The sequence below is a fragment of the Companilactobacillus pabuli genome (genome assembly GCF_014058425.1).
GTDB classification, from domain to species: Bacteria; Bacillota; Bacilli; order Lactobacillales; family Lactobacillaceae; genus Companilactobacillus; species Companilactobacillus pabuli.
Genome location: NZ_CP049366.1, coordinates 777,602 through 801,955, shown reverse-complemented (window position 1 = coordinate 801,955; position 24,354 = coordinate 777,602). Strand labels below are relative to the sequence as shown.

At 35.7% G+C, this 24,354-nt stretch carries 27 protein-coding genes and 1 riboswitch; of the genes, 5 read left to right on the top strand and 22 right to left on the bottom strand.

Annotation, left to right across the window (positions count from 1 at the left end; genetic code table 11):
• The first annotated feature begins 5 nt into the window (after positions 1-5).
• Positions 6-131: a DUF4044 domain-containing protein gene (locus tag G6534_RS03885; protein ID WP_369833169.1), complete on the top strand. Its 126-nt coding sequence runs from the start codon at positions 6-8 to the stop codon at positions 129-131.
• Positions 132-191: 60 nt separating this feature from the next.
• On the opposite strand, the gene thiT is transcribed toward G6534_RS03885, so the two are convergent.
• From thiT to G6534_RS03825, 12 genes are all read right to left on the bottom strand, one after another.
• Positions 192-782, bottom strand: a complete 591-nt coding sequence (gene thiT / locus G6534_RS03880) for an energy-coupled thiamine transporter ThiT (protein ID WP_059074159.1) — start codon at positions 780-782, stop codon at positions 192-194.
• Positions 783-830: 48 nt separating this feature from the next.
• Positions 831-931, bottom strand: a riboswitch (TPP riboswitch).
• A 33-nt stretch (positions 932-964) separates the two neighbouring features.
• A complete protein-coding gene (gene minD, locus G6534_RS03875) occupies positions 965-1,762 on the bottom strand; it encodes a septum site-determining protein MinD (RefSeq protein ID WP_059074158.1) in 798 nt (265 codons plus the stop codon).
• A 23-nt stretch (positions 1,763-1,785) separates the two neighbouring features.
• Complete coding sequence (locus tag G6534_RS03870; RefSeq protein ID WP_059074157.1) at positions 1,786-2,424, bottom strand: septum site-determining protein MinC; 639 nt, start codon at positions 2,422-2,424, stop codon at positions 1,786-1,788.
• The gene (gene mreD / locus G6534_RS03865) at positions 2,421-2,963 is read right to left on the bottom strand and encodes a rod shape-determining protein MreD (RefSeq protein WP_059074156.1); all 543 of its coding nucleotides are present in this window, start codon (positions 2,961-2,963) and stop codon (positions 2,421-2,423) included. The genes G6534_RS03870 and mreD overlap by 4 nt, the downstream gene beginning before the upstream one ends.
• Complete coding sequence (gene mreC / locus G6534_RS03860) at positions 2,963-3,823, bottom strand: rod shape-determining protein MreC (protein WP_182083156.1); 861 nt, start codon at positions 3,821-3,823, stop codon at positions 2,963-2,965. Before mreC ends, mreD begins: the two co-directional genes overlap by 1 nt.
• Positions 3,824-3,868: 45 nt before the next feature.
• Positions 3,869-4,870: a rod shape-determining protein gene (locus G6534_RS03855; protein ID WP_059074155.1), complete on the bottom strand. Its 1,002-nt coding sequence runs from the start codon at positions 4,868-4,870 to the stop codon at positions 3,869-3,871.
• A gap of 93 nt (positions 4,871-4,963) precedes the next feature.
• Complete coding sequence (radC, locus tag G6534_RS03850; RefSeq protein ID WP_059074154.1) at positions 4,964-5,602, bottom strand: RadC family protein; 639 nt, start codon at positions 5,600-5,602, stop codon at positions 4,964-4,966.
• 9 nt (positions 5,603-5,611) lie between these two features.
• On the bottom strand, positions 5,612-6,877 hold the full coding sequence (locus G6534_RS03845; RefSeq protein ID WP_059074153.1) for a bifunctional folylpolyglutamate synthase/dihydrofolate synthase: 1,266 nt from the start codon (positions 6,875-6,877) through the stop codon (positions 5,612-5,614).
• A gap of 72 nt (positions 6,878-6,949) precedes the next feature.
• Positions 6,950-9,598, bottom strand: coding sequence for a valine--tRNA ligase (locus G6534_RS03840; RefSeq protein ID WP_182083155.1), 2,649 nt, complete (start codon positions 9,596-9,598; stop codon positions 6,950-6,952).
• 465 nt (positions 9,599-10,063) lie between these two features.
• Positions 10,064-11,281, bottom strand: coding sequence for a tRNA uracil 4-sulfurtransferase ThiI (gene thiI / locus G6534_RS03835; RefSeq protein WP_059074152.1), 1,218 nt, complete (start codon positions 11,279-11,281; stop codon positions 10,064-10,066).
• A gap of 9 nt (positions 11,282-11,290) precedes the next feature.
• Positions 11,291-12,436: a cysteine desulfurase family protein gene (locus tag G6534_RS03830; RefSeq protein WP_059074151.1), complete on the bottom strand. Its 1,146-nt coding sequence runs from the start codon at positions 12,434-12,436 to the stop codon at positions 11,291-11,293.
• 76 nt (positions 12,437-12,512) lie between these two features.
• Positions 12,513-14,201: a septation ring formation regulator EzrA gene (locus G6534_RS03825; RefSeq protein WP_059074150.1), complete on the bottom strand. Its 1,689-nt coding sequence runs from the start codon at positions 14,199-14,201 to the stop codon at positions 12,513-12,515.
• A gap of 320 nt (positions 14,202-14,521) precedes the next feature.
• Between G6534_RS03825 and rpsD the strand changes: the two genes are divergently transcribed.
• Positions 14,522-15,133: a 30S ribosomal protein S4 gene (gene rpsD, locus G6534_RS03820; protein WP_059074149.1), complete on the top strand. Its 612-nt coding sequence runs from the start codon at positions 14,522-14,524 to the stop codon at positions 15,131-15,133.
• A 371-nt stretch (positions 15,134-15,504) separates the two neighbouring features.
• Here the strand turns inward: rpsD and G6534_RS03815 are convergent, their stop codons facing one another.
• Complete coding sequence (locus G6534_RS03815; protein ID WP_059074148.1) at positions 15,505-16,110, bottom strand: DUF1054 family protein; 606 nt, start codon at positions 16,108-16,110, stop codon at positions 15,505-15,507.
• Between the two features lie 52 nt (positions 16,111-16,162).
• On the opposite strand from G6534_RS03815, the gene G6534_RS03810 reads away from it, so the two are divergent.
• The 3 genes from G6534_RS03810 to G6534_RS03800 all read left to right on the top strand — a co-directional run bounded on the left by G6534_RS03810 (position 16,163) and on the right by G6534_RS03800 (position 18,296).
• Positions 16,163-17,467, top strand: coding sequence for a replication-associated recombination protein A (locus G6534_RS03810; RefSeq protein WP_182083154.1), 1,305 nt, complete (start codon positions 16,163-16,165; stop codon positions 17,465-17,467).
• A complete protein-coding gene (locus G6534_RS03805) occupies positions 17,457-17,735 on the top strand; it encodes a hypothetical protein (protein ID WP_010020152.1) in 279 nt (92 codons plus the stop codon). The genes G6534_RS03810 and G6534_RS03805 overlap by 11 nt, the downstream gene beginning before the upstream one ends.
• 87 nt (positions 17,736-17,822) lie before the next feature.
• Complete coding sequence (locus G6534_RS03800) at positions 17,823-18,296, top strand: universal stress protein (protein ID WP_059074147.1); 474 nt, start codon at positions 17,823-17,825, stop codon at positions 18,294-18,296.
• Between the two features lie 76 nt (positions 18,297-18,372).
• Here the strand turns inward: G6534_RS03800 and G6534_RS03795 are convergent, their stop codons facing one another.
• The 9 genes from G6534_RS03795 to G6534_RS03755 form a co-directional block, all read right to left on the bottom strand.
• On the bottom strand, positions 18,373-19,230 hold the full coding sequence (locus tag G6534_RS03795; protein ID WP_059074146.1) for a helix-turn-helix domain-containing protein: 858 nt from the start codon (positions 19,228-19,230) through the stop codon (positions 18,373-18,375).
• A 103-nt stretch (positions 19,231-19,333) separates the two neighbouring features.
• Positions 19,334-19,630, bottom strand: a complete 297-nt coding sequence (locus tag G6534_RS03790; protein WP_059074145.1) for a glycine cleavage system H family protein — start codon at positions 19,628-19,630, stop codon at positions 19,334-19,336.
• An 8-nt stretch (positions 19,631-19,638) separates the two neighbouring features.
• The gene (locus G6534_RS03785; protein WP_059074144.1) at positions 19,639-20,841 is read right to left on the bottom strand and encodes an FtsW/RodA/SpoVE family cell cycle protein; all 1,203 of its coding nucleotides are present in this window, start codon (positions 20,839-20,841) and stop codon (positions 19,639-19,641) included.
• 11 nt (positions 20,842-20,852) lie between these two features.
• The gene (locus G6534_RS03780) at positions 20,853-21,074 is read right to left on the bottom strand and encodes a DUF2969 family protein (RefSeq protein WP_059074143.1); all 222 of its coding nucleotides are present in this window, start codon (positions 21,072-21,074) and stop codon (positions 20,853-20,855) included.
• A gap of 10 nt (positions 21,075-21,084) precedes the next feature.
• Positions 21,085-21,378, bottom strand: coding sequence for a membrane protein insertion efficiency factor YidD (gene yidD / locus G6534_RS03775; protein WP_059074142.1), 294 nt, complete (start codon positions 21,376-21,378; stop codon positions 21,085-21,087).
• A 4-nt stretch (positions 21,379-21,382) separates the two neighbouring features.
• A complete protein-coding gene (locus G6534_RS03770) occupies positions 21,383-21,565 on the bottom strand; it encodes a DNA-directed RNA polymerase subunit beta (protein ID WP_010020162.1) in 183 nt (60 codons plus the stop codon).
• A gap of 8 nt (positions 21,566-21,573) precedes the next feature.
• The gene (gene mreB, locus G6534_RS03765; RefSeq protein ID WP_059074141.1) at positions 21,574-22,563 is read right to left on the bottom strand and encodes a rod shape-determining protein; all 990 of its coding nucleotides are present in this window, start codon (positions 22,561-22,563) and stop codon (positions 21,574-21,576) included.
• A 105-nt stretch (positions 22,564-22,668) separates the two neighbouring features.
• Entirely contained in the window at positions 22,669-23,991 is a 1,323-nt protein-coding gene (gene murA, locus G6534_RS03760; protein WP_059074140.1) for a UDP-N-acetylglucosamine 1-carboxyvinyltransferase, read from the bottom strand.
• A gap of 28 nt (positions 23,992-24,019) precedes the next feature.
• Complete coding sequence (locus G6534_RS03755) at positions 24,020-24,250, bottom strand: DUF1146 family protein (protein WP_010020165.1); 231 nt, start codon at positions 24,248-24,250, stop codon at positions 24,020-24,022.
• Positions 24,251-24,354 lie beyond the last annotated feature (104 nt).

Genomic DNA, 24,354 nt, shown 5'->3' with positions numbered 1-24,354 from the left:
TGGTGGTGGAATTATTGGACGATAAAAAACCTAAAAGCACTTTGACTAAAATTACACAAGTAGTCGTTTGGCTAATGATCTTAGTAACTATCGGCGGTGTAGTTTTAGGTGCAGTGATGAGTTTCATTTAAAATAAAAAAAATCCTCGTGGAAATGTAAAAATACATTTCCACGAGGATTTTATTTTTGTCTTAATTTTTAACCATAATCAAACGTTTAAAGATTTTATTCAACAAAACTGCCAAAATCAATAACATAATCATATTAGCAATAAAGCTACCACCATTGATAACTAATGAATAAATCCAAGGATTCATTCCCTTTGGAGCATATGAACCCCAGTAAATACCACCCGCAATGAAGTGGAAGAAGTATTTAGCGAAAAATCCGATAGCCGAATAAAAGATGATTAATCCTAAGGCATTATTTCCTTGTTCAATTGAACGTTTTACTTGTACGCTCCCAAGTCCAATCAAACCAACCACACCAAAAGCAACTGGGTATTCCACAAAACCTTGTAGAGGATTCAAAAAACCTCCGTTACTAAAACCACGAATAACTAAATCCAAAATTCCCCAAACTAATCCAGCCATTAAACCAGGCTTCAATCCTCGACGTAATGCAAAAATTGACATTGGAATTAGTCCATAAGAAAATTCCACAGCTGAAACACCAGTTGAATGCGGAATAAACGATAAAACCATCGCCAAAGCGGTGATCAACGCCCCTTCAGTAATGACAACTAAATCATTGCCCCTACCTTTACTAACATTATTGATCATAAAAAAGAACTCCCTTCTGATTTTCGTCATCACAAGAGAGTTCGAGCTTCTGCTTGAACAACACTATCCCTACGCATGCATTAACATAACAGGTTTAAAGGGTCTGAACTTAGTTCACTCTCAGCCGAATGGCTCCCCCTGTGTTGACTTATTCAATTTACAGAAAAATTGTACCATAGTCCTTATTTTCTTCCAAACACTCTGCCCCAAAAACCAACTTTTTTTGTATGAGTCGATAAATCAAGGGGAATGTTTTCGCCAAGCATTCGACGGGCAATATTTTGATAACTATGCCCCGCGTCGCTTTGATCGTCAAAAACTACTGTTCTACCTGAATTAGAAGCTGAAATAACTTTATCTTCATCAATAACGATTCCTAACAGAGGAATCCCTAAATGGTTGACGATATCATCAATTCGCATTGACGTACCGTCATTGATCATATTTTTTCTAATACGATTAATAATCAAATGTGGCGTAATTGGCATATTCATATTTTCCAAAATACCAACGACACGATCAGCATCACTTACAGAGGCAACCTCTGGATTTGTAACCACCAAAGCCCCATCAGCAATGGAAACAGCATTTTGAAAACCATACTCAATTCCGGCTGGACAATCGATCATTACAAAATCAAAGCGTTGCTTCAATTCATTAATGATACTACCAACAGATTCTTTGTCTAAAACGTATTTATCAGCAAACTGTGAAGCTGCCAATAAATACAAATTATCTTCGAAACGTGGATCTCTAACTAAAGCTTGCGATACTACCACTCGATGCTGTGCCACATCAACAATGTCATAAACAATTCGATTGGTTAGCCCCATGACCGCATCCAGGTTTCTTAGACCAATGTCTAGATCAACCATGCAGACCTTTTTTCCAAGGCTTGCCAAGACAGTACTAACATTTGCAGTGGTAGTAGTCTTTCCAACTCCACCTTTTCCAGAAGTTACAACGATTGATATCCCCATAGTTAACCTGTCCTTTTTTTAAACTAACGCTTATAATTCTTCAGATCATCAATACTGATAGAATGCAAATCATCAATGAAAGCATACTTTCCAGCTTGAAAATCTTTTTTGTTATCATCAGTTACGATTTCAATCACATCAGCAATCCTTAATTGATCAACACCGTTTAAATTGCCAAATATCATTGCATCCGTATTATCAGGGTATCCTGCCTGAACGATGCCATCTACATCACCAAGGATATAAATTGAACCGCTGGCTCTCACTTGAGCATCTCGGTGCAATGTTCCTAAGAAAATCAAATCGCCCTCATAATCAATCTTTTGACCGCTGCGAACGATTCCTGATTCAACATTAGTTCGATTAGCTTTTAAAATATCGGCAACCTTTAAATTATCCTCAACGTCTGCTTCAATATCTTTCAAAGTTAGTTGTGGATATTCATCAAAGAAACCACGGATATCGTTTTTTTGATCTTCTGTTAACAAACGATGTCCTGTCTTAACAGTAAAATAAATAACATCATCATTTTCATTAGTTGACTTGGCATTCTGTTGGATAATTAAATCCTTCATTTCCTTCAAAGCAGCGCCATAATTGGCTTTATCGTCAATAATGACCGAAAAACCATTTTTATCACCTTTTAAAATGATGTCACTCATTTACTATCCCTCCGATATTTCACCATCCAACTCGATAAATTTGCCAATGGAATGTAAAGAATAAAGAATACTACTACATTCCACAACAATGTCGGACCCAATGTATACGTGATGAAATCCAATACATCAGTACTGGTTTGTTGCAACAAACGTTCCAACAAATAAATCCCTGACTGCAAAAACGTCAACGACAAGAAATAAATCGAAAGATCATACCCCATATTGTTCTTCAATAATAAGAATTTAAAATGATCAATTCCAACCATCAAAAGAGGTAGAAGAACCGTATACAATCCAATTATTCCGTAATAATAGGAATCATACAAAAGTCCAAAGACAATTCCTAAAATTATTAAATGTCTACGATCATCGATTCTCATTGTCAACATAACTATTAACATTAGCATCAACTGTGGCAAAACGTTAAATCCACCATGGTTTATATTGTTCAAAAAGGCCCATTTCAACAAACCATCTAAGTAAAATGCTAATAATAGAAAAATTACTTGTCCAACTACTTTACGAGTTTTAATATTCATTACTTTTCACCGCTAACTGATGATTTGATTACTGTAACAACTGTGAAATTGCGCAATTCAGCAGCTGGAGTAATGTATACCGAGTTAGTCATACCGTAATTATCTTTCTTAATTCCATAAACTTTACCAATGTATAACCCTCGAGGTGTCAAACCACCTAAACCAGAAGTGATAACGCTTTGACCTTTTTTAATATTCTTTGTTGAAGTGACGTTTTCCATGACTAAATCACCAGTATCGCTATCATAACGACTGACAACACCAGTAATATTTTTATTGTTGCCTAAAATTTCTGCCGCAAATTTGTCATTTAATTCATTGTCGGTTGAAATCAATTCAACCTTTGAACTAACTTTATCAACTTCAATAATTCTACCAATCAAACCTTTACCAGACATAACTGGCATATTTTTCTTAATACCACTCGTTTGACCACGGTTGATTGTTAAATAACTTTGCCAACTACTTGGTGAGCGTGACAAAACAGAAGCATTGACAGTGGAATAATCTGTCAAAGTGCTATTAAGTTTTAATTCTTGTTTGAGTTTTTTATTTTCTTCTTGAACTACTTCTAGCTTAGCCTGATTTTGAGCTAATTCACCGATACGAGACTTTAAACGCTTGTTCTCAGTATAAGTATTGTACAAATCAGAAAACTCTGAGGTAGCATTTTTCACAGCATTAGTTGGATAAGCAAAAACCCCACCAACTACACTGACAACATCATTACCGATTTGTTGAACTACCGGTGGCGTACTCTTTTTATCACGAATATTGACCGTCACCGCTAAAAGTCCAAAAGTTACGATAATAAGTATCATTAAGATAATCAATTTTTTATTTGAAAAGAACTTTTGCATTGCTTCCTCCTAGTAGATCAAATAAAAAAAACGGGATTAACCCGCTTATTTTTGGCGACGCATTACATCGATATTTTTTAGTGATTCTCCAGTACCGATGGCCACACAATCTAGTGGGTCTTGAGCAATGAATACGGGAACTCCAGTTGCTTCAGATATCACTTCAGGTAAATGATGTAATAAAGCACCACCACCAGTAAGTACAATACCATGATCGATAACATCGGCGGCAATCTCAGGAGATGTTTCCTCAAGAGTTTCTTTAATTGTTTCAATGATTTCTTCGACATTTTCGTGAATAGCTGTAGCTATATCTTCACCAGTCAATGAAACTGTCTTAGGTAGACCAGTTACCAAATCACGACCACGAATTTGCATTGTTTCAAGTTCCTTTGACTTCTCGATTGAAGCTGAACCAACTTGAATTTTAACGTCTTCAGCAGTTCTTTCACCAATTTGAAGATTGAAGTTTGATTTAATATATGCAGAAATTGATTCATCAAACTTGTCACCAGCAACACGGATTGAACGTGATGAAACGATACCACCTAATGAAATAGTAGCAACATCAGTAGTACCACCACCAATATCGACAACCATGTTACCAGTTGGATCCATAACAGGAAGACCTGCACCGATAGCAGCTGCAAATGGTTCTTCAATCACATAAGCTTCACGAGCACCTGCATGTTGAGTTGCTTCAATAACAGCACGCTTTTCAACCTCTGTAACACCACTTGGAACACAAACCATAACTGATGGCTTTGAATTGTTAGCAGTCTTTTCGATGAAGTACTTCATCATAGCTGCTGTTGTGTCATAATCGGCAATTACACCGTCACGCATTGGACGAATTGCAGAAATACTACCCGGTGTACGACCAATCATTTCACGTGCGTCTGAACCGACGGCAACGATTTCTCCAGTGTTGTTATTTTTTGCAACAACTGAAGGTTCATTTAAAACTATACCTTTTCCTTCAGCATAAACTAGAGTATTTGCAGTTCCCAAGTCTATACCGAGCTTCTTTGATCCAATACCAAACAATTTATTTCTCTCCTTTAAAGTACACACCACATTTTACGCTAATCAAAATTATATCATAGAAAACGCCGAATGAAAGTACGACGAAATCATATCCTAAATTAAATTTAAAGACTTTAGACTAGAATATGTCTTTTTCGTAATAATTAAATGGTCTATTAAGTTTATTCCTATTAAATGGCAACATTTTTGTAACCTTAAACTGAACTCCTGATCATTTTGCGAAAACATCAACGAGCCATTTGGATGGTTGTGGGCAATCAAAATTTGCGTCGCCGACATCCCAATCGCTTCTCGCAAAATATCACGTGGATGAACCGTCGCTGAATCAACTGTACCAATAAAAATAATTTTCTCTGAGATCACGTGATAACTATTATTTAAATATATTGCTATTAGCTTTTCTTGTGGAGCATTTCCAATTTTCTTAATTAAATGCTGACCCATATCATCAATTGAAACAGTTTTATCTGATAGAGTGTCTGCTTGATTTTTTCTTGATCCTAATTCTATTGCCGCAAGTATTTTACAAGCTTGCGCGACTCCTACTCCATTAAAAGACATTAATTGTTCTAAACTCAAGTTTAAACTATCCGATTCAGAAACTATTTTTTTAGCAAGTTTGGCAACAGGATATTCTTTAGTTCCTCTTCCCAAAATTACCGCTAATAATTCCTCATCTTTTAATGTAGCAACGCCATAACTTAAAATTCTTTCTCTTAAATTTATCATCATAATTGAAAATTACGAAAAATAATTCTCTAAATCTGAAACCAAATAAAATGATCCTGTAACTAACAACAATTGGTCATCAGTCAATCGAGAAACAATTTTCTGTAACTCGTCACGATAATTTTCAATGAAAGAAACATTAGAATATTGTGATAAGTTATAGTCCTCTTTGGTAGCAGAACGTGCCATATCAAGCTTTGTAATATAAATATGCTTAGATTTTGGTACTAATTCGTCCAAAATGTCATGACGATCTTTATCCTTCATCCCTGCATATAAAACAATTATATCCTTATTTTCATAATTTAATGACAAAGAATTGATTAAATTGTAAATTGCTGAAATATTATGAGCTCCATCCAATAAAATCAACGGTTTCTTTTGAACTATCTGACTTCGACCAGGCAACTGATATTTATCAAGATTGTTTCTAATCAAACCTAAGTCTAATTTTAGACCATGCTGTTTTTGATATTCCAGAAAAGCTCGTATCGCAATCGAAGCATTAATTGCCGTAGTTTTCTCAAACCCTAAACAAGTTAAGTCTTCTATTGATAGCTTATCATCATAATATATAAACGATAAAGAAAAATCATTATTTTTATACTTTTTTATTGAAAAATCACGTTCATAACTAAATAAAGGACTATTCAATTTCTCAGCCTCAGTTTGAATAATTCCCTGGACTGATTCATTCAACCGCCCGGTTATGATGGGACGATTAGGTTTAATGATACCAGCCTTTTCTTTGGCAATATCTTGTAAGGTTGGTCCAATTAACTTTTCATGATCCAAGTCGATTGAAGTAATAATTGAAAGAACTGGCGTTATAACATTAGTTTTATCATGTCTGGCACCAATTCCTGCTTCAATTACAGCTACGTCGACACGACCACGGAAATAAAAATAACCCAAAATCGTTACAAATTCAAATTCTGCTAAAGGAATTCCGCTAACTTTTTTCTTAATATAGTTAACTTCTTTAACTAATTCGTCATTAGAAATATATTGATGATTAATTTGAATACGTTCATTGAATTCTTTAATAAAGGGCGATGTAAACATTCCTACCCGCTTGCCACTAGCTTCCAATAAGTTTGCTAAAAAGTTAGTTGTCGTTCCCTTGCCGTTAGTTCCCGTGATATGAATTGTTTCATAACTATCTTGAGGATTACCTAACCGATTCAAAGCTTCTTTAATATTGTCCAAATCATTGGTTCGTTTGAATTTGGGTAAACTATGAATAAATTTCAATGTCTCTTCGTAAGTTTCTAACAATATCTTTCTCCAATTTTTCTTAAATAAAAAGGGCTGGACCTTTGCCAACCCTCATCATTATATACTCAAATATTATTTATTAGCTTGCAATTGTTGAATTCTTTGTTGTACTTTTGCTTGACGTGATTGATAATCAGCCAATTTCTCTTTTTGTTCAGCAACAACTTTTTCTGGAGCTTTTTCAACGAAGTTCTTGTTAGAAAGTTTCTTGTTGATACGTTCAATTTCTTTATCAAGTTTAGCTACTTCTTCATTTTGACGAGCAATTTCATCATCAATGTTAATAAGTTCAGCTAAAGGAACATACAATTCAGCACCATTTGTAACAGCTGTCATTGCTAAAGCAGGAGCTTTTATGTCAGTTGCAACTTTCAAGTCCTTTGGATGCATGAAACGGTCGATGTATTCTTTATTATTCAAGACCACATCTTTAACCTTGTCATCTTGAGGTTTAATTAAAATATCAACAGCCTTAGACATTGGTGCATTAGCTTCCAAACGAATCTTTCTCAATGATTTGATCAATTCAATCAAAACATCCATTTGATCCATGGCATCACTATCGTCAAATTCTGAGTGATTTTCTGGATACTTAGCTTGCATGATTGACTTGCCATTATGTGGCATTGTTAGCCAAATTTTTTCAGTAACAAATGGCATGATTGGGTGCATCAATCTCAAAGTTTGATCCAAGACATAAGTCAAGATCATCTTCTTTTGTTTCTTAGCAGCTTCATCGTCACCAGTTAGAGTAGCTTTACTCATTTCGATGTACCAGTCACAGAAGTCATTCCAAATAAAGTTGTAAAGGTTACGACCAACTTCGCCAAATTCAAAGTTATCCATCAAACGGTTAACTTCTTTAACTGTATGGTTCAATTTAGCTAAGATCCACTTGTCAGACAAGTCATAACTAGTTACTTGTGAAAGATCATCCATAGCAGGAGTGTCGTCGTCAAGGTTCATGATAACGTAACGAGAAGCATTCCAAATCTTATTGATAAAGTTCCAAGCAGAGTCCATCTTGTCATAACTGAATCTAGTATCTTGTCCTGGGGTTGAACCGTTCATCAAGAACCAACGCAAAGCATCGGCACCGTACTTTTGAATAACGTCCATTGGATCGATACCATTACCAAGTGATTTACTCATCTTGCGACCTTGTTCATCACGAATCAAACCATGAATAACAACGTGATCGAATGGTTTCTTACCAGTAAATTTCAAACTTTGGAAAATCATTCTTGAAACCCAGAAGAAAATAATATCGTAACCAGTAACTAAAGTATTAGTTGGGAAGTAACGTTTGAAGTCTTCCGCGTCAGTATCTGGCCAACCCATAGTTGAAAATGGCCACAATGCACTTGAGAACCAAGTATCGAGCACATCTTGTTCTTGATCCCAGTTTTCAATGTCCTTAGGAGCTTCTTCACCAACGTAAGTTTCGCCAGTCTTCTTGTTGTACCAAGCTGGAATTTGGTGTCCCCACCATAGTTGACGAGAAATAACCCAATCGTGAACATTTTCCATCCATTGTGTGAAGGTATCTTCAAAACGGTCAGGTACAAAGTTGACTTTGTCATCACCCTTTTGATTCTTCAAGGCCATTTCTGCAAGTGGCTTCATCTTAACGAACCATTGTGTTGAAAGTCTTGGTTCTACTTGTACACCAGAACGTTCTGAATGACCAACGCTGTGGACGTAAGGTTCGATGTTGATCATGTAACCTTGGTCTTGGAGGTCTTTAACGATGGCTTTTCTAGCATCAAAACGATCCATGCCGTTATATTTACCAGCATTTTCGTTCATTGTTCCATCAGCATTCATTGTGTTGATACGTTTCAAATCGTGACGATTACCAACAGCAAAGTCATTAGGGTCATGGGCTGGAGTGATTTTAACCATACCAGTACCAAACTCTTTATCAACGTAATGATCAGTGATAATTGGAATCTTACGATCAACTAATGGAACGACAACTTCTTTACCAACGATATCCTTGTATCTTTCATCGTCAGGAGCAACGGCAACAGCCACATCACCAAACATAGTTTCTGGACGTGTTGTCGCAATTTCAATGTAACCTGAGCCATCGGCATATGGATACTTAACGTGATAGAAAGCACCTTGGTCATCCTTGTGGATAACTTCGATATCTGACAAAGCAGTTTGTAGTTGTGGATCCCAGTTGATAATGTATTCGCCACGGTAGATCAAACCTTCGTTATATAACTTAACAAAGACTTTGCGAACGGCTTTTGACAAACCTTCGTCCAAGGTAAATCTTTCACGAGAATAATCCAATGAAAGACCTAATTTACCCCACTGTGATTTGATGATAGAAGCAAATTCATCTTTCCATTTCCAAACTTCATCAACGAACTTCTCACGACCTAAATCGTAACGAGAAATTCCTTGTTCACGTAATTTAGCTTCAACCTTAGCTTGAGTAGCAATTCCGGCGTGATCCATACCAGGTAGGTATAAAGTATCAAAGCCTTGCATTCTCTTGTAACGAATTAAAGTATCTTGAATCGTAGTATCCCAAGCGTGACCCAAGTGCAACTTACCAGTAACATTTGGTGGTGGAATAACGATTGAATAAGGTTTAGCTTTCTTATCTCCAGAAGGTTTGAAAACATCTTCGTCTAACCAAGTTTGGTAACGACCTGCTTCAACTTCTTGAGGATTATATTTTGTATCCATGTCGATTTCTCTCATGTTGTTTCCTCCGTTTTTTTTACTTTTTACGCTGATATATTACTTAAAATGAGGATTATCCCCATATTACACTCTCTTACCGGTATAGCCGATAAATTATGGAATACGGGCGCTACGCGCCCCCATAACAGTCTCTAACCGGCATAGCCTAAAACCATGGTATACGGATGCTTACGCATCCCCATAACAGTCTCTAACCGGCATAGCCGGTAAGAGACTGTAAAAAAAGAGCACCCATCCCTAATAGGACGAATGCTCGCGGTACCACCTAAATTAAGAGTTTTCACTCTTCACTCAACAGATAACGGTGGCCCGATCATTTAATGATAGCTCACAGGCAACAATCAATTGATTCGATTCGGCAATTCTCAACAACATGCCTTCTCTGAAATCTCTTCAATCAACACTCCTGCTCAAAGCTGATATTCTGATAATAAAACATTCTTTATTAAACGTCAATTAATTTTATAGCAAACTACTGATGTTTTCTTGATCACTTTCCATAAACTTGTCGCCATGTTCAATGGTTGTGATCTTAATGCCATCCATAGCACGTTGAATTAATCCATCGATATCTAGAACACTCTCAAAATGACGAGTCTTTTCGATACTTGGACGTGTCTTTGGTGATGGTGGAGCAAAGACAGTACAGCAGTCTTCGAATGGTTGAATTGAAAGATTGAAAGTATCGATTTTTTCAGCCAAACGAATGATTTCTGTCTTATCCATTGTTGCTACAGGACGCAAAATTGGTGTAGTGGTAACGTCATTGATAGCTGCCATACTTTCCAATGTTTGTGAAGCAACTTGACCAACAGCCTCACCATTGAAAATTGCTAGACCGTGTTCTTTTTCACGGATCAAATCAGTCAATCTCAACATGAAACGACGTTGAATCGTCATCAAGTAACCTTCAGGAACGCTGGATTTGATTGTTTCTTGAATTTCAGCAAAAGGTACTTCGATAAACTTGATATTTCCACCAAAGGCAGTCAACTTAGAAGTTAATTCTTTGGCCTTATTCAAAGCTTGTTCTGAAGTGTATGGAGGACTGAAGAAGTGAACCATTTCAATATCCACCCCACGCTTCATAGCTAAGTATCCGGCAACTGGAGAATCGATTCCACCAGATAGCATCAACATAGCCTTTCCAGCTGTACCGACAGGGAGACCACCAGCACCCTTAACTGTTAAGTAGGATAAATAGATTCCATCTTGACGAACTTCGACAGAAATCTTGATATCAGGGCGTTTCATCTCAACATCAATTCCTGGGAAAGCTTCACAAATAGCATCCCCTAATTGCAAGTTGATTTGATTAGTATCTAGTTCATAAGTCTTATCCGCACGTTTAGTTCCCACTTTGAAACTCATGCCAGGCTTATAAGCTTCGTGCATCATTTCAACAGCTTTTTTCTTAACATCTTCAAAATCACGTGAAACCTTCACACTGAGTGAAAAAGTTTGGATACCAAAGACATTCTTTAATTTTTCCATTACTGGTTTTGCATCAACACCGTTTAATTTAATGTGTAGACGATCACGATGTGGTTGCATTCTAAGATCAGGGTAATCCTTCAAAACCTTAGCTACATTCCCGTGAAGACGGTCGATGAAGCTTTTACGGTTTTTACCCTTTGTTGATAGCTCGCCGTAACGAACCATAATTTCAGTATATTCCATGTATTTCTCCTAGTTCAAAATTTGGAAATGGTCGTGAATTTCATCTAAATTCTTAATGAATTCATCCATTTCTTTTTCAGTATTACTTTCATCTAAACTAACACGTACAGCACTAGTTGCAACATTTTCTCTGACATTCATTGCCTTTAAAGTACCTGATTCCAAACCCTTTTTGGATGAACAAGCACTAGTTGTTGAAATATAGATGTCACGGTCTTCAAACGTATGCACGATTGTTTCACCACGAACACCATCGATTGTAAAACAGATAATATGTGGAGCAAAATTATCAGCAATTTGTGAAAAGACGTGAACGTTGTCCATTGTCTTCAAATGGTTAACTAATTTTTCCTTTAGTTGCTCCATCTTGTCAGCCTTTTTGTCTTCATCCTCTTTTAGAAGACGAATAGCTTTAGCCATACCTGCAATTGCTGGAGTATTTTCAGTACCACTACGAAGGTTTGATTCTTGACCACCACCAGCCATTAGTGGTTCAAGTTGTTTACCTTCTTTCATATAAATAAAGCCGATTCCACGAGGTGCATGGAATTTGTGACCAGAGAAAGTATAGTAATCAACACGTGGATCCATGAATTTATCTTGAATATTCTTACCAATTGCTTGGACAGAATCGACGTGATAACTAATATTTGGATAGTCTTTTAGGACATTGGCAATCTCATGGATTGGTTGAATAGCACCAATTTCATTATTAACTGCCATAGTTGAAACTAAAATCGTATCGTCACGAATAGCATTCTTAAGGTCTTCAGCACTAATATGACCAGTCTTATCGACTGGTAAATAAGTTACTTCAAAACCTAGTTCTTCAAGTTGATGCATCGTGTTCAAAACAGATGGATGCTCAATTTGTGTTGTGATGATGTGTTTACCAAATTCACGTTTCTTGAAAGCTGTACCCTTGATGATCCAATTGTTACCCTCAGTACCACCACTAGTAAAAACGACTTCATCTTGTTTGAAGCCCATTAGTTTTGCGATTTGTTTACGAGATGTTTCCAATAATTCATAAGCTCTCAAACCTAACTTATGCAAACTAGAAGGATTCCCGAAATATTCTTCACTAGCAGCATTGTAAGTTTTTAGAACTGAATCATTAACTTTAGTTGTTGCACTATTATCAAAATATATCATTTTTGCCTCACCAAAATAAAAAGGCCTCAAAGGCCCAAATTTTTATCTATTATAATTTAACACACTTTTAGAGAAATTAAGAATTAATTGTCTCTTTTATTCGGTCAACTGAACCAGATTCAACCTCTTCCAAGGCTTTTGAAATTACATCAACTGACTCTTGATAGTTGTAATCATCATCAAATAATGAACGTGCATGTGCCAATTCATCACTAAAGGCGCCATCCTTAGTAGCATAACGGTTTGCATATTGCAGTAACTTTTCGGCTAATTGGACGTTGTACTTCAACTTAGAAGTTTTTTCTACCAAGTTATTCAAATCCTCTTGCGTGATGATGACTGCTTTACTAATATCTTCCATATTAATTTGATCAGCATCTAAATCATCATATAATTTATTGATTTCATCATAAACCATGTAGAAGTAATCAAGATAATCATCTGGCAAACCATTCAAGCGCAATTGTTCGATCATCTTTTTTTGAATCTCTAAACGTTTAGCATATTCATCGACACTATTACGAGCAATTTGTTCACTAGTTAACATCTGATTGAGTTCATCATTAATATCTTTTTCACTAGTTTCGATTTCATCTAATTCTTTAACGATGTTTTTAAAATCAGTTCTTACTTGTGAAAAAATCACTTGTTTATCAGCAATACTTTGTACGTCGGCATCGTATTCACGACGAACTTCATTCAAGGTATCAAAATTACTCTTAAAAGTATCTAAAGTCTTATCTGTTAAGACATAACCTTCTTGTAATTTCTGAATTCTTTTATCCAAACGATTGTGTTGAAAAACCGCGTGATTGATGTAGTCTAAAACAGGTTTTTGTTCCTTTAAAACATCACGCTTACCGTCTATTTCCAACGTTAACGTTTCATACAAGTCGTCAATTCTTTGTTTAATATCTTCATTATTAGTATTAACAGCGTCGAAATTCAATTCACCCAACTTGTCATTTGATTCTTCAATTTCTTTTTGAACTTCTTGAATCAAGGCAACAATATCATCATTGAATTTGAAATGTTGCTTATCTAATTTTTGAAAGACAAACTTAATTTCGTCCACTTGCCCTGGGAAAACTTCATTTAAGTCGTGGAACAATGGTTCGATAACTTTTAATTGGTCTGTGATCAAACCTAGCTTAATTTTAATATCGTCCAAAATTTGACTAGCTTCAATGTGATCACCTTTAGTTGTTAATTGCTTTTCATTATCTAATAAGTTAGCAATCTCTGATAACTCATCCTCTAATTTATCGGTCGCTGGACCATAACTAAATGATTGCGTCAAAACTTGCTTGCGTAATGTTTGATATTTCTTTTGTAATTCTTCGCTGTGAGTAGCATTCAATTCATTGCTCTTTAACAATTCATCAAAGCCCTGTGAAATTTGAGAAATTTCATCTTCAAATTGTTTCAAACTAGCATTAATTTTTTTCAAATCACTATTGGCACCGAAAACCTTAAATTCAGTATTTTTGTATTCGGCTCCACGCATTTGTCGAAGAATATCCGAAAAAATCTCTTCTTCTTGCTTGTGATATTCAACTTTCAACTGATTAAAACGATCATCACTAGCACCAGACAATTTCATTTTAGTTAGTTTCTCAATTTTGCCTTCTAAGCGAGCTTCTTTTAAGTGATCAGTTCTATCCTTATATTCATTTAACGTGGAAGCATTTTTCTTTTGCAAAAACCACATGTACCATAAGAAAAATAGAACGATTAAGATTATTCCAATAATAATTACAAACACATTTACACCCCTAATGACGATTCAGTCTTGTCTTTATGAAATTATAACAAATATTACTCTTATTATTATCTAAGTCAGCTTTTCATAATAAAGTTTTAAACTATTCCCAAAATAATTTTGACAATCGTTCGTCATCACGGTATACTAGCCTTCGTGTAAAATATGCAGCAAAGAGCGGCAAGAACGTCAACAGTTATCGACGAGTTAGTTCAATCAGTAACCTGTGGCTGCACAAGGTGAAATTTGTAACGATAACTGCACGAATGCTAAGCTCTAGTTAATTATTTTACTCCAGACAAACATTTTGGAGGAATTAAAATATGTCAAGATATACTGGCCCACGCTGGAAATTATCACGTCGTTTAGGTATCTCACTTTCAGGTACTGGTAAGGAAATCGCTCGTAGAAACTACGCCCCTGGTCAACACGGACCAAACGGTGGCCGTCGTAAGATCTCAGAATACGGTCAACAATTAGCTGAAAAGCAAAAGTTACGTTTCATGTATGATGTTAACGAACGTCAATTCCGTAACCTATTTAACCGTGCTGGTAAGATGGATGGTATCCATGGTATCAACTTAATGATCCTTCTTGAAACAAGATTGGATAACGTTGTTTACCGTTTAGGTCTTGCAAGTTCACGTCCACAAGCTCGTCAACTTGTAAACCACGGTCACATCACAGTTGATGGCAAACGTGTTGATATCCCTTCATACGAAGTTCAAATTGGTCAAAAGATCAGCCTTCGTGAAAAGTCAAAGGACCTTGCTATTGTTAAGGAAAACCTTGAAAACGTTGTTGGTCGTCCTGGTTTTGTTAACTTCGATGAAAACACATTGACAGGTTCACTAGTACGTAACCCAGAACGTGACGAACTAGAACCAAACATTGATGAATCACTAGTTGTTGAATACTACAACCAAGTACTTTAATATTTGGACAAAAATACATTCACTATTTGGTGGATGTATTTTTTTTTGCCTTATTTTTATATAAATTAAAAAGAACATCACCAGAATGAAATAATAACTTCACTCTAACAATGTTCTCTACTTAAATTTAATCCTACTTAATGAATTTAGAATAAGCAGCAGACCAACAATACTAGCTATCAAGCCGCTCCACCACATGACTCCAAAGGTTGCGTTAAAAAACAATTGGAAAAACGCCAACGTTATAATTACGCCGAACCAAAATTCCGCACATTTATACCACTCCATCTTCATCATCCCTTAATTATTATTCTCTTAATTCAACATCATTATAGGATATCTTTTATACAAATTAAACTAATAATAAAAAATTAATTTTGTGAAGAAATTTCTTGATTGAAGTCAACTAAATACTTACTCAATTGTAAAAATTTATCTTTTAAAATTTGATCATAATCACCTTTTATAACTTCTTGCGAAGTATTCAACAATTCAAAGCCTATCACTAAATCACTAGATTTTACCTTTTGATAATGTGTTATAACTTTTTCAAAGTTGTCAGCCGACAATAACTTACTAGAAGTATGATCATTGGAGACACCCCAACCTTCGTGAACTATTTGATCTTGATACTTTCTTAAAACTGGGTAATATTTTTGACGATCACGAATATCTGCCAAGAGACTAAACGTGATAAAATAACGGTCTGGCCACAACCCAAATTCCAAATGTGGAGTCTTTTTATAACCCTTTTTATCTTGATTAATAGCCAACCACGTATCTGGAGGCGGATTTTTCGTCCGTCGCTGATGTTTAGCTATTTTCATGAAAAATTGCTGTTGATATTCATCTTCTAGATGTTTTAATAAACCCGAACCAAAAACTTCGAACTTTGGATCAAGATTTGTTTTAATTAAATCTAAACGTCCAGAAAGTGTCATATCATCAAAAACTTTAAAATCATTTTTATCAAACATGTTCTCAATCCTTTGTTGTAGAATATATTATATTAATTATATAGGAGGAGCTATGCAAAAACCATTAGCATATCGAATGCGCCCTACTAATATCGATGAAGTTGTCGGACAACAGCATTTAGTCGGACCACATAAAATCATTCGTCGAATGGTTGAAAGTAAAATGTTGTCCTCGATGATTCTTTATGGACCTCCGGGGATCGGCAAAACTAGTATTGCCAGTGCTATTGCCGGCTCTACTAAATATGCCTTTCGCATGTTGAATGCAGCAACCGATACTAAAAAAGACCTACAGATCGTAGCTGAAGAAGCAAAAATGAGCGGTACCGTTGTTTTAATGCTCGATGAGATTCATCGCTTAGATAAAACTAAACAGGATTTTTTATTACCTCTTTTGGAAAGTGGCTCCATTATTTTAATCGGTGCTACAACTGAAAATCCATATATCAATATAAGCCCTGCTATTCGCTCTAGAGTGCAAATTTTTGAATTGAAGCCACTTAATAGTGATGACTTAAAAAAAGCCGTTAAGCGTGCTTTAAATGATTCAGAGAACGGTTTAGGAAAATATCATGTAAAACTTGATGAAAATGCACTGGAATTATTAGTCAGTTCCACGAATGGTGATTTGAGAAGTATTTTAAATGGACTGGAACTTTCAGTTCTCTCAACTAAGCCCTCAAAGGATGACTTAATTCACATTGACTTACAGTCCATCGAAGAATCAGTTCAAAGAAAAGCTATTTCTTCAGATAAAGATGGCGACAGTCATTACGATGTTATGTCAGCTTTTCAAAAATCAATTCGTGGCAGTGATCCTAATGCTGCAATTCTTTATCTAGCTCGGCTATTAGAAGCTGGTGATTTAACCTCGGCCATTAGAAGATTGATGGTCTGTGCTTATGAAGATGTCGGCTTAGCTAACCCTCAAGCATGTGCTAGAGCAGTTCAAGCTTGTCAGGTTGCACAAATGGTGGGATTGCCTGAAGCTAGAATTCCTTTAGCAGATGCTGTCATTGACTTATGTCTCTGTCCTAAATCAAATTCAGGCATGGTCGCAATTGATTCTGCATTAGAAGATGTTCGCAGCGGCAAAGCCAATTCTATTCCCGATGACTTAAAAGATGCTCATTACTCTGGAGCTAAGAAACTTGGGCACGGAATTGAATATAAATATCCCCACAATTATCCAAACTCTTGGGTTGAACAGCAGTACTTACCAAATAATTTACGTAATCGTCACTATTATCAACCAAATGATACTGGTAAATACGAACAAGCGCTCAATCTCAGAATCCAACAAATACAATCTTGGAAAAAGAATTCGAAACGGAGTCAGAATAATTATGATAATTAAAATTTTAATGATCTTTTTTGTGATTTTTTTGTTAGCTTTAGCTTACATTCTTTGGTCACACAGTAGCGGAAAATTTTTGATTTATTCACCAGATGAAAATTTAACGCTCAAAAACGTTATGCGCTATACGGCTGTATTATTGGTTTTAGTCGCTATTATGGGAATTGCCATTGCCTTTTTTGGAAGTCGTGAAGCTAACTTCATTACTTTATTGTTAGGTAGTTTGATTGCGGCAGGATTTTCAATTTATTTAGCAAATATACGTTAAATATCGTTGGATTACTGTATTTATTTCACCAAATAAACTAAAATGAAATTATAAAAGCAGTAATATTACATTAACGGGGTGATACTTATGTTACAACAATATAAAAACATTCTCGTACCAATTGATGGTTCATTCGAGGCAGAATTAGCATTTAAAAAGGCTGTCGAGGTAGCTAAGAGAAATAAAGCTGCGATCCATTTAATTCACGTCATTGATACTAGAGCTTTCCAAAACGTTTCTAGCTTCGATTCAACAATGGTAGAACAAATTACTGAAAAAGCTAAGGAAACAGTTAAGAAGTACGTTAAAACGGCTAAGGATGCCGGTTTAGACGAAATTGACTACAGTATTGAATATGGCTCACCAAAAGCTATCATCGCTACTGACTTTCCAAAGAAGTTAGGTGTCGATTTGATCATGATTGGTGCTACTGGTCTTAACGCTATGGAAAGACTTCTCATTGGTTCAGTTACTGAATATGTAACTAGAACTGCTGCATGTGATGTCTTGGTAGTCAGAACTGATTTAGATAATAAAACGATTCAAAAACCTAGAAAATAATAAGCATTAAAAAAGAGGATCGATTCTAAAAGAATCGACCCTCTTTTTGATTAGCGGAAATTAATAAATTTTTTATTTAAAAGATATTCAAATGCATATCTTTCATTTTAATCTTTAATTTTTCAAAAACTGTTTTGTTTTCACTGATACTTGAGATCACATATGCCTTGATATAGTCCTCATCAGTCTTTTGACCTTCACGAGTACCGGCATCTGCCAAGTAACAGTACATTTCATCGAGTTTGAACAAAGTTTGTTCTCTTCTAGCAATGAAAATACCTTCGTTAGCATATTCCATAGCCTTTTGATTTTCTTCTAGCTTCAATGACAAATCTGCCATGTTGCTATAAATCAAAATGCTATCGTGGTAATTTTCATCACCAATCTTATCAAGGCTTGATTTGATCAAATCCTTGGCTTGATTGTAATAAACTCGAGCTTCGTCCATTGACTTTTTATTGATGTAGGCCTTAGCAGTAAAGACGTCGATCAAAATGTCATACATATCAACATTAGCAATATTAACATTCATAGCCCGGTTGAAATCAAAAATAGCTTTGTCATAATTCTTGCTACTTACATATTCAATCAATCCATTGAAGAAATGAATCAATTTGATTTCTTGCTTATTATTGACATTGATGTTTTTTAGTTTACCCAGTTTGTCACTGATACCTTCGAAATCATCTTGATAAAATGATTTCTTAATGTCACTAATGATGGAATATATTTGACTATCGTCATTGACGATTACAAGGTTCATTGTGATACCCAGTCTTTCACAAATGCGAACCAAAATTTCCATACTTGGAATCTTGTCTTTTTTTTCAATCAGGCTGACAGTTGCCTGTGTACAAATACCATCAGCGAGCTCAGATTGAGAAATACCTCTGAGCTTTCTGTAGTGGCGAATCTTTTCACCTAAAATTTTCATTCTAAACTATCCCCATTCATTTATTAATTCCATGGATAATTTAAACAGTTATTAAAAAATGTTGCAAGAAATAAGCAACGATAAAAAGATAAATTTTAAAAATTTAATTATTTACTTCAAAGAACCATGCATCTTTTTCACTACCATTTAATAATTCAGGATTATCATTTAATTTATCGTTCACTTTAACGATTTTCCCGTCAACTGGTGATTCTAGCTCTATTACAGCCTTTTGAGCTTCAATTTCACCACTAGATTCTCCTTTTTTTATTTCAGAATCTAGATCAGGTAATTCGACATATTTGACATCACCTAAAGCCTCTTGAGCCTCTTTAGTTAAGCCTATACGAGTTGTCTTGTCACCCTTTTTTATCCAGTAATAATTTTTCTTTTCACTCATAAAAATTCCTACCTTTGCTTAAAAGTACCGTTTTCAAACATGTAACTCTTATGATGGAACCTCATCGACATCACTAATCCAATACCGATCATATTACCTAACAATGCTGACCCACCTTGCGAGATAAACGGCAACGGGATACCTGTCAATGGTAATAAACCAACACTCATACCAATATTTTCGAAAACATGGAACAAAATCATCATGATTACACCAGTTGATACATAAGCATAAAATTCATTCTTAGTATCAAAAGTAACTTGAACCATTTGATAAATTAATAAGAAATAAAGCAAAATCAAAACACATGAACCGATAAAGCCAAAATTCTCACCAATAACGGAGAAAATCATATCGGACTCACGAACGGGAACATAAACGTTAGAAACGTTAAAACCTTTACCAAACAACTTACCAGATCCGATAGCTTTCATATTCTGCCAGATCTGATAACCATTTTCTGACGTATCAGCCGAAGGATTACGCCAACTATCAATACGGGCAAATTGATAAGATCTAAAACCAAAATGTCCTAGGATCTGCCGACCCCAATCAGTTGTAGCAAATAACAGAGCTGTTCCACCGATAACGGCAACAATCAGAAAACCAGTTAAGAGGATTCGCCAATCGATTCCAGAAACCAAAATCATTCCACCTAAAATGGCAACGAAAACCAAGATAGTACCGAAATCATTTTGTAATTTCAATAGAACCATGACTGGTAAAGTCCACAAGAATAATTTGCCCAATAAGATAAAGTCGTTTTTTATGGTGTGAACTTGATATTCACTGTTATGATTCGTAATAACTTTCCCCAGCATCAATATATATGCCGGTTTCATTACTTCAGATGGCTGAAACGTAAACGATCCAACGGCAAACCAACTCTTAGCACCAGTACTGGCAGCATACGAGCGGCTATAAAAAATCAAAACTAAGAACAGCAAAGCAATCCCGGCAAAGTAAGCATAGTTTGCCACCTGCCACAGTTGCTCCGCATCAAATTGCATGATGATTGCTATCCCAATTGCACCGATAACATACCATGCTAACTGTGAAACTACATTTCTTAATGGATTTTGTGAATCCTGAATCGTAGCTACGTAAATAGACATTAGTCCAATCATCGCAAGCATCATTACGGAAAAAATGATTCCGTAATCGATTCGAGAATCCACATCATTCTTTTTTCTATTTTCTCTTATTTGCATATTTACACCTGCTAATGATTATGTAAATTATATTGCATTAACAATTCATTGATTGCATCGTCCAATTTTACTGATTTGAAAGGAGTATCGTTACTTTCTACGAATGAAAGATAACGATCTCCGTCTTTTTTGATGGTACCAATATACTTCTTGCGGTCCCAAAGTTCATAAGTTTCAGGATCACTACTGATATCTTTTAAGTTGATTTCAACTGTTTTTTTTCTATTAGACATTAAATCTTTCCTATTCTTTGTTGTGAAATTTTTTGGCGATAATTTCATCTTCATATTTTTCAGGATGAGGATTTCTAAAAATAGTGAAATTATCAGGTACTGGGTCTACTCCACCGCGAACAAAGGGATTGCAACGTAAAATACGTGCCAATCCCATAATTGTACCTAAAATTCCACCATGCTTTTTAACCGCATCAATAAAGTAAGTCGAACATGTTGGATAATAGCGACAACTAGGTGGCAAAACTGGTGAAATAAATTTCTGATAAAAACGAACTATTCCAATTAAAAGTTTTTTAAGCATCTAATTACCTTAAAAATTCAAACATGTGCATCCAAGTCCCCGGCCACAATACAGCTAACGGATTAGAACCACCTAAAGCCGATCCTATCAACATACCTAAAACCAAGAAAATGAGCATTAATAGTAATACCCAACCAATTTTTTTGAAAATATCATGACGATATTCTTTGCCAAAGTCTCTTTTCATTTTTCACCCTAGTATTTTTGATGTTTTTCAATATGATCCAATAATACACCTGTACCTAAAGCAACGGAATCTAATGGACTATCAGTCAAGAGAACTGGTACTTGAAGTTTTTCAGACAACAATTTGTCTAAGTTCTTCAACAATGCTCCACCACCAGTTAACATGATACCTCGATCAATGATATCACCTGATAGTTCTGGAGGTGTTTGTTCCAAAACATTCTTAGCAGCAGCAACGATTTGAACAACGCCGTCACGAAGAGCTTCTTGAATCTCTACTTCATTAGTAGTGATCTCTTTTGGCAAACCAGAAACAATATCGATTCCACTAGCTGAGAATGTCTTACTTTCATCAGCATCCATTACACAACCAATTTCAATTTTGATTTGTTCGGCTGTTCTTTCACCGATAATCAAATTGTGATGTTGCTTAATGTACGCTTGAATAGCACTAGTCATCTTATCACCAGCAAAACGAAGTGATTGGCTAGTTACAATATCACCCATTGAAATGACAGCAATATCACTGGTACCACCACCAATATCAATGACCATGTTACCTTGTGGCTTGAAAATATCCAAACCTGCACCGACAGCAGCAACTTTTGGTTCCAATTGAAGATAAACCTTACCACCACCAGCTTGTTCGGCTGCCTCGATAATCGATTTTTGTTCAACTGGCGTTACGTTTGTTGGTGCACAGATCATAATCGTTGGTTTCGAGAAACGTCCACCAACATTTAGCTTTTCAATAAAATATTGAAGCATCTTTTCAGTAATATCAAAGTCAGCAATTACACCGTCTTTTAAGGGACGAATAGCTTTAATGTTAGCTGGAGTTCTACCAACCATCATATAAGCATCTTTACCAACTGCTACTACATCATTATTATTTGTATTGATTGCCACAACTGAAGGTTCATTTAAGACAATTCCTTCACCTTTGACATCAATCAGTACATTTGCTGTACCTAAATCAATTCCTAGATATTTCGACATACTATATCCTCCAAAATCTGAACACAAAAAGTATATCATAACCAGCCTAATCATTAAATTGCCAATAAAAAAAGAAAGTGGTTTTTCCACTTCCTTAAGCGAACTTTAAGCCAATTTTGTAACACTTGGTATTGTATTCAATACTAATCTTTCTCTACCAGATTCATCGATTGAGACTCTTCTGATCTTAGCACCTAAATCTCTTAACTTTTCAGTGAAATGATAATATCCACGGTCCAAATATTGAAGGTTAGAAACTCTAGTCTCACCTTCAGCAACTAATCCTGCTAATACTAGTGCTGCAGCAGCACGTAAATCAGTAGCAGCAACGTTAGCACCACTTAATTGCGCTGGACCAAACATAATAACTGAATTACCTTCAATCTTATAGTCGGCCTTCATTTTTCCAAATTCTGGGAAATGCATAAATCTGTTTTCAAAGACTGTTTCTGTCATAACCGTAGTTCCCACACTCAATAATTGAGCCAAAGTCATTTGAGCTTGCATATCAGTTGGGAAACCAGGATGTGGCATTGTCTTAACATCTACTGGTTTTAATTGATTAGTACCAACAACGTGAATTCCATAATCGGTTTCTTCAATTGAAACACCCATTTCAGTCAATTTGGAAATCAAAGGACGATTGTGAGCGCCAACAGCATCTTTAATAAAGATATCACCATTTGTTACAGCAGCAGCAACCATGAAAGTACCAGCTTCAATACGATCTTGCATGATTGAATGTTCACATCCATGTAAAGCAGATACTCCCTTGATTCTTACGGTATTAGTACCAGCTCCTGTAACATCTGCACCCATCTTGCTCAAAACATTAGCAAGATCAACAATCTCGGGTTCTCTAGCAGCGTTGTCGATGACTGTTTCACCATCGGCTAATGTAGCTGCCATCATAATGTTTTGTGTTGCACCAACACTTGGAAAATCTAAATAAATGTTAGCTCCGTGTAAACCATCAGTTTTTGCGTCAATGAAACCGCCCCTTTGACTGAATTGTGCACCCATAGCTTCTAGGCCCTTAAGATGCAAATCTATAGGTCTAGAGCCAATTGCACAGCCACCAGGCATTGCAACGTGTGCTTCTTTATTACGAGCTAGGAGAGGTCCTAAAACGACGATTGAGGCACGCATCTTATCAACTAGGTCTTCTGGTGCAGTTGTAGCAGTTCCATTAGATGTATCAACAGTTAAAATCTCATCAGCCTCATCATAAGAAACTTCGGCATTTAGAGCTTTTAAAACTTTAGACATCGTTATAACGTCCGATAACGGAGGGATATTAGTCAAGAAGGTTTTACCTTTTGATGCTAAAATAGTCGCCGCTAAAATCGGTAAAGCGGCATTCTTTGCACCTTCAATTCTGACAGTTCCTTTTAATTGCGTAGGTCCATTAACGATTATTTGTTGCACAATATTCTCCTCCAAAACCTGGGATCATTTAAAAAAGTAAGGTTATATTTCGAGCTAAACTAAAAATACTCATGAAAAACGAACTAACTGTATAACCTAGAGCGATTGCGATAAACGCTACAAGTAATTGTAACATTTTAGGATTGGTTTTGTTATAAATCTTTTTCCAATCAACCACTTGCAAAACGTTGAAGCTGATCCAAATAAATATAACATGACTTATAAGCGTTATTATGGCATTTATTCCGATATTTGTCATTTTATAAACCTCACTTTTCTAGATAATAACATTTTTACTGAAATTATTCCGCCTACAATCAAATACTTTAAAATTATTTAAAACAAAAAGGATTAGGTTTCCCT